Genomic DNA, 9,645 nt, shown 5'->3' with positions numbered 1-9,645 from the left:
GCACGGGCCATTCGGGCCACTATTTCTACAACAATGCCTTGAATTTGTCCCCAATGAATTCAACGACTTGGAAGAGGTTCCCGGGTAGGGGGAGACAATTTGCGCAGTGCCGATCCTGTCAGCGATCCAAAGCGCGGCCTCTGTCCCGCGCTTTTTCTTTCGCCGGCATTGCAGTAAACCCCAGTAGTCTAGTTTTATAGACCTTATTAAAGTCTTTCGCTTGCAGCGGCAGGCAAGCCACGGCAGTCTCTGGCGGCCATCCCTACCCACCGGCGCCCGCGCGCCGCTTTCAGCCGAAGATGCCAATCCCAGCTTCCGCCGCCTCAGGCGACCTTCTTTCCCGCAGCCGCCAGCCTGTTTACCTCCAGCTCGCCACCATCTTCCGCCGCCATATCGAAAGCGGCGAATGGCGTCAGGGCGCGCGCATTCCGTCGCTCGAACAGCTTTGCCGCGAGTTCGGCGTGGCGCGCATGACCATGCATCACGCACTCTCCGTGCTGGACGAGGAGGGCTTGCTGACCCGCGAGCGCGGGCGCGGCACCTTCGTCAAGGCCGGCTGCCGCGAGCGCCGTGCGCTGATGCTGCCCGTGAGCTGGGACCAGGTGGTGGCGGTCGGCGAGCAACTCGACACCGAGGCACTGGGTGAATCCGACGGCGCGGTGCCGTTGCCCGATGAGCTGGGCATGCCGTGCGCGGCTGCGCGTGCGCCGGGTTATCGCTTCCTGCGGCGGCTGCACCGGATCGAGCAGCGTCCCTTCGCCCTGGGCGAAGTCTTTATCGAAGCCAGTGTGTTCGCGCGAAAACCGGAGGCATTCCGGCACGGCCCGTCGGTGCCGGTGCTCGACCGTTTTCCGCAGCTGCAAGTCACGGCCGCCCGCCAGCGGCTGTCGATCATCGCGGCCGGCGCGGAATCGGCAGCCAGGCTGGCCTTGCCGGTCGGCGCGCCGGTGGCCGAGTTGCGGCGCTACGCCTGTGTCGACGGTGTGATTGTCTACTACGCGCGCATCGAATTCCCGAGCGAATTCGTGTGCCTGGATTTCGATCTGCTCGCGCCCGGCGCGGGCGCCGCCCCTGCTTATGTCCCGCCGCGCCCAGCGCGCGGCCCCGATGCCTGATCAACAACCTGCCAACTGGAAATCATCGAAATGCAGACTACCGAGCGCAACCAAGGGAACCAAGGAGACAACGGGCAGGGCGAGCTGAACGGCGCCGAGAGCCTGGTCAAGACACTGCTGGCGTGCGGCGTGGATACCTGTTTTGCCAACCCCGGCACCAGCGAGATGCATTTCGTGGCGGCGCTTGACCGTATTCCCGGCATGCGTTGCGTGCTCGGCCTGTTCGAAGGCGTGGTGACCGGCGCCGCCGACGGCTACGCCCGCATGGCGGACAAGCCCGCGGCCACGCTGCTGCATTGCGGCCCGGGCCTGGCCAACGGCCTGGCCAACCTGCACAACGCGCGCCGCGCGCAGACCCCGGTGATCAATATCGTCGGCGACCAGGCGACCTATCACCGCCCGCTGGATGCGCCGCTGACCGCCGATACCGAGGGCTGGGCGCGCCCGGTCTCGGTCTGGACCCGCACCGCCACGCATGCCGCCTCGGTCGGCGCCGATGCCGCCACCGCGGTACAGGCCGCCTGCGCCGCGCCCGGCGGCGTCGCCAGCCTGATCCTGCCGTCCGACGTTTGCTGGGATGCGGGTGGCATCGTGGCCGCGCCGCTGGCGCCGATTCCCGTGTCCAAGGTCTCTCCCGATGCGGTCCAGCAAGCCGCGCGCGTGCTGCGCTCGGGCCAGCCCACCCTGATCGTGCTGGCCGGCACCGCCCTGCGCGAAGCGCCGCTGGCCGACGCCCACCGCATCGCCGCTGCCACCGATGCGCGCCTGATCACGCCGATGTCCAACGCGCGCGTGGCGCGCGGCCGGGGCCGCTTCAACGTGGATCGCGTGCCGTACTCCGGCGACGCCGCCCGCGCCAGGCTGGCCGGCATCCGCAACGTGATCCTGGTCGGCGCGCCGCCGCCCGTGACCTTCTTCGCCTATCCGGGCAAGTCGCCGCGTCCCTATCCGGAAGACGCCGAAGTCTTTGTGCTGGCTCGCCCCGAGCAGGATCTCGCCGAAGCACTGGCGCGCCTTGCCGACGAACTGGGGGCGCCGGCCGTGTCGCTGCCCGGCTCGATCGCCTCGCACGACATCGCCAAGGGCGCGGTGACCTCCGAAGCCGTGGCGCAAACGCTCACCGCGCTGCTGCCCGAACAAGCCATCGTGGTGGAGGAGAGCGTCAGCTTCGGGCGCGCCTTCTATCCCGGCACCGTGCATGCCGCGCCGCACGACTGGCTGCAGCTCACCGGCGGCGCGATCGGCGACGGCCTGCCGCTGGCCACCGGCGCCGCCGTGGCCGCGCCCGGGCGCAGGGTGGTCGCGTTGCAGGCGGACGGCTCCGGCATGTACACGCTGCAATCGCTCTGGACCATGGCACGCGAAAAGCTGGACGTGACCGTGGTGGTGCTGGCCAACCGCAAATACGCCATCCTGCTGGGCGAACTGGCCGGCGTCGGCGCCAACCCGGGCAAGACCGCGCTGGATATGCTCGACATCGGCAACCCTGACCTCAACTGGGTGCAGCTGGCCAACGGCATGGGCGTGGAAGCGGCGCGGGCGGACGATATGGCGCGCTTTGCCGAGCTGTTCAGCATGGCGAACGCGCGCCCGGGTCCGTTCGTGATCGAACTGGTGATCTGAATTTACCCCGAAGGAGGCATCATGCTGCAACTCAGGCCTGGATGCGAGTGTTGCGACAGGGATCTGCCGCCGGATTCGGCCCAGGCGCGGATCTGTTCTTTCGAATGCACTTTCTGTGCGGACTGCGCAGGGGAGAGGTTGGGCGGGGTTTGCCCGAACTGCGGCGGGGAACTGGTGGCAAGGCCGCGGCGGCCGGCTGGCAAGCTGGGGAAGTTTCCGCCTTCGGACGCCAGGGTTTTCAAGCCGCAGGGATGCGGCACTTGACCGGAACCGAGCCGGATTCATGAGCCGGCTGCGGTTTCACCTTCCGTTGACGGTGGCGCCGCAGCCGGTCTTGGGTTCAAGACTCCGCCTTTGGTCCCAAGCCGCAGGCCCGGATCCTCATGCCGCCATGGCTTCCCCATACCGCTGCAGATGGTAATCACTATCCCCAAGCAGCACATCCACCATCGTCAGCCGCTTGAAGTAATCCCCCACCTCCAGCTCATCCGTCATGCCCATCCCGCCATGCAGCTGCACCGCCTGCTGGCCTACCAGGCGCCCGGCCTTGGCCACGGTCACCTTCGCCGCACTCAGCATCCGCCGCCGCTGCGCCGGATCGCTTTCATCCAGCGCCTGCGCCGCAACGTAAGCCATCGATAGCGCCAGCTCCTTCTGCACCAGCATGTCCGCCATGCGGTGCTGCAGCGCCTGGAACGCCGCCAGCGGCTTGCCGAACTGCTGCCGCGTGCGCAGGTATTCGGCTGTGATCTCGATCAGCTTTTCCATCGCGCCGGCGGCTTCCGCGCATAGCGCGGCAATGCCGTGGTCGATGCCGTGGAGCAGGGCGGTCAGACCGTCGGCTGCGTCGCCAACCACGGCGGTGGTGTCTACCGCGACGTTCTGCAGTACCAGGTCGGCGGCGCGCAGGCCGTCCATGGTGGGATAGCCGCGTACAGTCAGGCCGGCGGCATCGCGCGGCACCAGGAACAGTGCCAGTTCGTTGGTGCCGGCGATGCGCGCGGTGAGCAGGAAGGCGTCGGCGGCTTCACCGTGCCAGGCCAGGCTCTTGTTGCCATTGATGATATAGCCGTCGCCCTTGCGTTCGGCGCTGGCGCGCGCGGTCTCGAGGCGGTAGCGGGTGGTCGGCTCCAGGTAGGCGAGGGTGACGACGCGTTGGCCGGTGGCGATGGCGGGCAGCCAGTGCGCCTTCTGGGCATTGCTGCCATGTGCGTTCAGCACGGCAGCGGCCATCACGGCGCTCGGCGTGACCGGTTCCAGCACCAGGCCGCGCCCGAGTTCGCGCTGCACCACGAGCTGGCTGGCGGCGCTTTCGCCAAAGCCGCCGTATTCGGCCGGCACGGTCAGGCCCAGCACGCCCATGTCGGCAAGCTGCGCCCAGGCCGCGCGGTCCATGCCGCCGCCGCCGCGGGCGGTCTTGCGGCGCTTGTCGAAGGTGTATTCGGTATCGATGAAGCGGCGCAGGCTGTCCGCCAGCATCTGCTGTTCTTCGCTGTAGTTGAAGTCCATGGCTGTGTTGATTCCTTCCGTCCTTGCGTGTCTCGGGGCTCTCGCGCCTGGCGCGTGCTTTCAGTGCGTCCTTCCGGTACGCGCCGTCAGAAACCCAGGATCATCTTGGAGATGATGCTCTTCTGTACTTCGGTGGTGCCGCCATAGATCGATGTCTTGCGCATGTCGAAGTAGGTCGAGGCGGCGGGCGCGGCCCAGGCCGGGGCGTGCAGCGGCGTATCGGCCGGCGGCGCCGCGCCGGCTTCGAGCCAGCGCGGCGAATACGGCCAGGCGTTGGGGCCGGCCACTTCCATCTGCAGCATGGCCAGGTCCTGCTGGATCTCGGAGCCGCGGATCTTGACGATCGAGGCTTCCGGGCCAGGGCCGCGGCCGCCGTCCTGCGTGGCCACGCGCAGCAGCAGCATTTCCAGCGCCATGATGTCCATCTCGATGCGGGCGATCTTGTCGCGCATGCGCACGTCGTCGATCAGCGGCCGGCCGGCACCGTCGGTGGCTTGCGCGGCGTAGTGCTTGAGCTGGCGCAGTTCGCGGTTGCAGTGGCCGATGCCGGCAATGCCGGTGCGCTCGTGGCCGAGCAGGTATTTGGCGTAGGTCCAGCCGCGGTTCTCCTCGCCCAGCAGGTTGGCCGCGGGCACTTCCACGTCCTCGAACCAGACTTCGTTGACATCGTGGCCGCCGTCGAGCGTGACGATGGGGCGCACCGTGACGCCCGGCGTCTTCATGTCGATCAGCAGCATCGAGATGCCTTCCTGCGGCTTGGCCTCGCTATCGGTGCGCACCAGGCAGAAGATCCAGTCGGCGAAATGCGCCATGGTGGTCCAGGTCTTCTGGCCGTTGACGATATAGCGGTCGCCCTGGCGCACGGCGCGGGTCTTGAGCGAGGCCAGGTCGGAGCCGGAGCCGGGTTCGGAATAACCCTGGCACCAGAAGTCCTCCACGGTGGGGATGCGCGGCAGGAAGCGCTGCTGGTGCTCGGGGCTGGCGTACTTCATCAGCACCGGGCCGATCATGGTCAGGCCGAAAGGCAGCAGGCGCGGCGCGCCGGCGCGGAAGGCTTCGATCTCGAAGATCAGGCGCTGCAGTGCGTTCCAGCCGGTGCCGCCCCATTCCTTCGGCCAGGTCGGCGCACCCCAGCCTTGCGCGTGAAGAATGCGGTGCCAGCGCACGTAGTCATCCTTCTCGACGCGCTGGTGGGCCAGTACCTTGTCGCGGATATCCGCCGGCAGGCTGGCCTGCACGAAACTGCGAACCTCTTCGCGGAACGCCTGTTCCGCCGCGCTGAAACGCAAATCCATCTGATTGTCCCCTCGGTTGGGAAGGCCGGCCTTCGCGCCCTGGCGATGCGCCACGGGCTGCCGGCCGCCTCCTCGATGCAGTGCAGCGATTCTATGGGGCGCGGCGGGATTCACTGCTTCCACAATGGCAAAGCCGTCCTTCGGCATGCTTGAACGGGTCTGGCCTGCCGGACGGGGCAGTGGTCTCGCGGCCGGGCGGTGAAGCGGTCCGCGGCGGCCATCCCGAACACGGCCTTAGCCAAATCCAAATGGCACGCCTGTTGCGCCTGGCCCAAACTGGCGCAGTTCCATCACTGCAAGAACATATAACGCCGAGGAGACAGGCGATGTCACGTTGGACCAGATGGATGGCGCTGTGCGGGTGGCTGTTCGCCACCGCTGGCGCGCTGGCGGCATACCCCGACAAGCCGGTGCGGCTGGTGGTGCCCTTTCCGCCGGGTGGCGCCACCGACCTGCTTGCGCGCGAGGTCGGCCATGCGCTGGCGGTGCGGCTCGGGCAGCCGGTGGTGATCGAGAACCGGCCCGGCGCGGGCGGCAATATCGCCGCCGTGGCGGTGGCGCGCGCGCCGGCCGATGGCTATGCGCTGTTGTTCGGCACCTTTGGCCCGCTGGCCGTGAACAAGAGCCTGTACGGCAAGCCCGGCTACGATCCGCTCAAGGACTTCGCGCCGGTCGCCTCGGTCGCCTACCTGCCCAATGTGCTGGTGGTGCATCCCTCCGTGCCGGCGCGCAATATTGCCGAACTGCTCGCACTGGCGCGGCGCGAGCCCGGCAAGCTGAGCTACGGTTCCTTCGGCAATGGCTCGTCCTCGCATCTCGCGGGCGAGCTCTTCACCCATCTGGCCGATGTGCGCATCGAGCACGTGCCGTACAAGGGCAGCGCCGCGGCCATGACCGACCTGATCGGCGGGCGCCTCACCATGATGTTCGACAGCATTTCCACCGCCTTGCCCAATGTGCGCGACGGCCGCGTGCGGGCGCTGGCGGTCACCACCGCGAAGCCGTCCGAACAGTTGCCCGGCGTACCGACGCTGGCCTCGGCGGGCGTGCCCGGCTACGAACTGACCGCGTGGTTCGGCGTGGTGGCGCCGGCCAATACGCCGGCGGCCGTGGTCGACCGCCTCAACGCCGAGATCGTGGCCGCGCTCGCGCAGCCGGAGCTGGCGGCGCGGCTGGCGGGCCAGGGCGCCGTGCCCTTTCCTTCCACGCCGGCGCAGTTCGGCGCGTATATGCGCACCCAGTACCAGAAGTGGGACGGCCTGATCAAGTCGGCTCATATCAGTCTGGATCAGTAATCAGTGCGTCCCCTCGCGAGTCGTCCCATGAGCCCGCTTGCGGACCAGGCAGTCCGGTTCCCCTCTCACCATCGCTAGCATCATGTCTTCCTTTCGCCCTGAATTCATCCATGACATCCCGCAGCACTGGGCCGCGCAATCGCCCCAGGCGCCCTGCCTGTACGAGGCCGGCGGCATCGTCAGCTACGGTGCGCTGTGGCAGCGCATCACCACCACCCGCGACTGGCTTGCCGCGCAGGGCGTAGGGCAGGGCGACCGCGTGATGGTGGTCGGCGAGAACTGCGCCGAGATGGTGGTGATGCTGTTTGCCTGCAGCACGCTGCACGCATGGCCGATCCAGGTCAACGCGCGGCTTTCGCCGCGCGAGATCGACGGCATCCGCGCGCATGCCGAACCGCTGCTGACCTTCTTTACCAGTCATGTCTCCGACGTGGCGGCCGCGCACGCCGCGCGGCTCGGCGCGCAGCCGGTCGACTGTGCCGCGCTGGATTCGCGCTTCGCCGCCGTGCGTGCCGCACAGCCGCCGGCGCCCGTGGACGCGGCCCAGGCGCGCGACATCGCTACGCTGATCTACACCTCCGGCACCACGGGTGCGCCCAAGGGCGTGATGGTGCCGCATGCCGGCCTGACGCATTTCGCGCGGATCTCGGCCACCTCGCGCGACCTCGGTCCCGACGACATCGCCTACGGCGCGCTGCCGCTGTCGCACATCTTCGGTATCGCCACGGTGTTGATGGCCACGCTGTATGCCGGCGCCAGCCTGGTGATGCGGCCCCGCTTCGATGCGGCCGACGTGTTCGCGGCGCTGGCGTCGCCCGGCGTCACCATGCTGCAAGGCGTGCCGACCATGTTCACGCGCATCATGGCGGTGGCGCGCGAGTCGTCGCTGCCGGGCGGGGCCGCCGCGTTTCCCCGCCTGCGCTATCTCTACACCGGCGGCGCGCCGCTCGATCCCACCCTCAAGCGCGACACCGAGGCCTGGTTCGGCCAGCCGCTGCACCACGGCTACGGCATCACCGAATATGCCGGCTCGCTGTTTATCACCCGGATGGACGCGCCGCGCAGCGATTGCTCGGCGGGCTACATCGTCGAAGGCGTGGAAATCGCCATCACCGGCGAGCAGGGCGAACCGATGCCCGCGGGCGAACGCGGCCAGATCCGGGTGCGCGGCCCCGGCGTGATGCGCGGCTACTTCCGCAACGCGGAGCAGACCGCCGAGGCGCTGCTGCCAGGCGGCTGGCTCAATACCGGCGATCTCGGCCTGCTAGGCGAGGACGGCGCGCTGTTCATCGTGGGCCGTTCCAAGGACCTGATCATCCGCTCGGGCTTCAATGTCTACCCGATCGAGGTGGAGTCGGTCATCAATGCCTTTCCCGGCGTGCGCCAGTCCGCCGTGGTCGGGCGCACGGCAGCCGATGGCAATGAAGAAGTCGTGGCCTTTATCGAAACGCAGCCGGGCGCGGCGCTGGATGCTGGCGCGCTGGAGGCCTATCTGCGCGAAAGCCTGGCACCGTACAAGCGTCCCGCGCAGATCCGCGTGATCGAGACCATTCCCACCACCGCCAGCGGCAAGCTCCTGAAGCAGCCGTTGCGCGCCATGCTGGCCGGTGGCGCGGTCGCGGCATGAACCCGGCGATGGCAAGCCCGCTGATGACTGAAACCTGCGGCGAAGGCGATGGCCGGCACCGGCCGGGTTCCGTGATCCAGCGGACCCATGCCGCCGCCGGCAGCGCTTCGCCGCGGGTCGAAGCGTTCTCGCGTCCAGTGCCACGGCCCGCCGCGGCCTGGCGGAAATTCATATAAGGAGGAGACAGATGAAGCAATGGATGATGGCCGGCATGCTGCTGGCAGTAGCGCAGGGCGCTGCATGGGCGGACACCTATCCGGCGCGTCCGGTGAAGCTGATCGTGGGCTATGCCCCCGGCGGCCCGGTCGATACGGCCGCGCGCATCTATGCCGACTACCTGGGCCGCGTGCTCAAGCAGCCGGTGGTGGTGGACAACCGCGCCGGCGCCAGCGGCGCCATTGCCGCCGACCTGACCGCCAAGGCGCCGCCGGATGGCTACACGCTGTACTTCGTGGCCAGTCCCACCATGACCATGACGCCCCTGATCCAGAGGTCGGTGAATTTCAATCCGACCAAGGATTTCAGCTATATCGGCCTGATCTCGGACTACACCAATGTACTGCTGATCAACAAGGATTTCCCGGCCAAGGATGTAGGCGAACTGGTGGACTACGCGCGCAAGCATCCCGAGGGCGTCAGCTTCGGCTCGGCTGGCGTGGGCGCGTCCAATCACTTGTCGGCCGAACTGCTGGCGCAGATGGGCGGGGTCAAGATGCTGCACGTGCCATACAAGGGCAACTCGCCCGCGATGGCCGACGTGATCGGCGGCAAGGTAACGTTCATGTTCGACATCACGGGTACGGCGATCGGACATATCCAGGGCGGCAAGGTGCGCGCGCTGGCGGTGACGTCGAAGACGCGCAACCCGGCGCTGCCGAATGTGCCGACCATGATCGAGTCGGGCATGAAGAACTACGATATCACCGGCTGGTACGCGCTGGTGGGCCCGCCCAAGCTGCCCGCCGAGGTGACGGACAAGCTGGTCAAGGCGCAAAAGACCGTCGGCGACGATCCCGCCTTCCGGCAGCGCATGACGCAAGGCGGCTACGATCTCGAAATCACGGGCCCGAAGCCGCTGGCGGACCGCATCCAGCGCGAGCTGAAGCTGTGGGGCGGGGTGGTCAAGACCGCGAATATCCAGGTGGATTGATGTCTCGCCGAGCGGGCAGGCATGGCGGGCA

General features: G+C 68.0%; 8 protein-coding genes. 6 read left to right on the top strand and 2 right to left on the bottom strand.

Annotated elements, in window-relative coordinates:
* Nucleotides 1–299 precede the first annotated feature (299 nt).
* From P3W85_RS41635 to P3W85_RS41625, 3 genes are all read left to right on the top strand, one after another.
* Entirely contained in the window at nucleotides 300–1,115 is an 816-nt protein-coding gene (locus tag P3W85_RS41635; RefSeq protein ID WP_276269114.1) for a GntR family transcriptional regulator, read from the top strand.
* Between the two features lie 84 nt (nucleotides 1,116–1,199).
* Nucleotides 1,200–2,738: an acetolactate synthase large subunit gene (locus tag P3W85_RS41630; protein ID WP_276269115.1), complete on the top strand. Its 1,539-nt coding sequence runs from the start codon at nucleotides 1,200–1,202 to the stop codon at nucleotides 2,736–2,738.
* Nucleotides 2,739–2,759: 21 nt separating this feature from the next.
* Nucleotides 2,760–3,002, top strand: a complete 243-nt coding sequence (locus tag P3W85_RS41625) for a DUF1272 domain-containing protein (protein WP_276269113.1) — start codon at nucleotides 2,760–2,762, stop codon at nucleotides 3,000–3,002.
* Between the two features lie 117 nt (nucleotides 3,003–3,119).
* Here the strand turns inward: P3W85_RS41625 and P3W85_RS41620 are convergent, their stop codons facing one another.
* Nucleotides 3,120–4,247, bottom strand: coding sequence for an acyl-CoA dehydrogenase family protein (locus P3W85_RS41620; RefSeq protein ID WP_276269112.1), 1,128 nt, complete (start codon nucleotides 4,245–4,247; stop codon nucleotides 3,120–3,122).
* A gap of 86 nt (nucleotides 4,248–4,333) precedes the next feature.
* Nucleotides 4,334–5,542, bottom strand: coding sequence for an acyl-CoA dehydrogenase family protein (locus P3W85_RS41615; RefSeq protein WP_276269111.1), 1,209 nt, complete (start codon nucleotides 5,540–5,542; stop codon nucleotides 4,334–4,336).
* A 326-nt stretch (nucleotides 5,543–5,868) separates the two neighbouring features.
* On the opposite strand from P3W85_RS41615, the gene P3W85_RS41610 reads away from it, so the two are divergent.
* The 3 genes from P3W85_RS41610 (at nucleotide 5,869) to P3W85_RS41600 (ending at nucleotide 9,614) form a co-directional block, all read left to right on the top strand.
* Entirely contained in the window at nucleotides 5,869–6,837 is a 969-nt protein-coding gene (locus P3W85_RS41610; protein WP_276269110.1) for a Bug family tripartite tricarboxylate transporter substrate binding protein, read from the top strand.
* Nucleotides 6,838–6,919: 82 nt separating this feature from the next.
* The gene (locus tag P3W85_RS41605) at nucleotides 6,920–8,464 is read left to right on the top strand and encodes a class I adenylate-forming enzyme family protein (RefSeq protein WP_276269109.1); all 1,545 of its coding nucleotides are present in this window, start codon (nucleotides 6,920–6,922) and stop codon (nucleotides 8,462–8,464) included.
* A 187-nt stretch (nucleotides 8,465–8,651) separates the two neighbouring features.
* On the top strand, nucleotides 8,652–9,614 hold the full coding sequence (locus P3W85_RS41600; protein WP_017224748.1) for a Bug family tripartite tricarboxylate transporter substrate binding protein: 963 nt from the start codon (nucleotides 8,652–8,654) through the stop codon (nucleotides 9,612–9,614).
* The last annotated feature ends 31 nt before the right edge of the window (nucleotides 9,615–9,645 follow it).

This window comes from Cupriavidus basilensis (assembly GCF_029335485.1).
In the GTDB taxonomy this organism is placed as follows: Bacteria; Pseudomonadota; Gammaproteobacteria; order Burkholderiales; family Burkholderiaceae; genus Cupriavidus; species Cupriavidus basilensis_E.
This window is presented reverse-complemented; position numbering and strand designations above follow the sequence as displayed.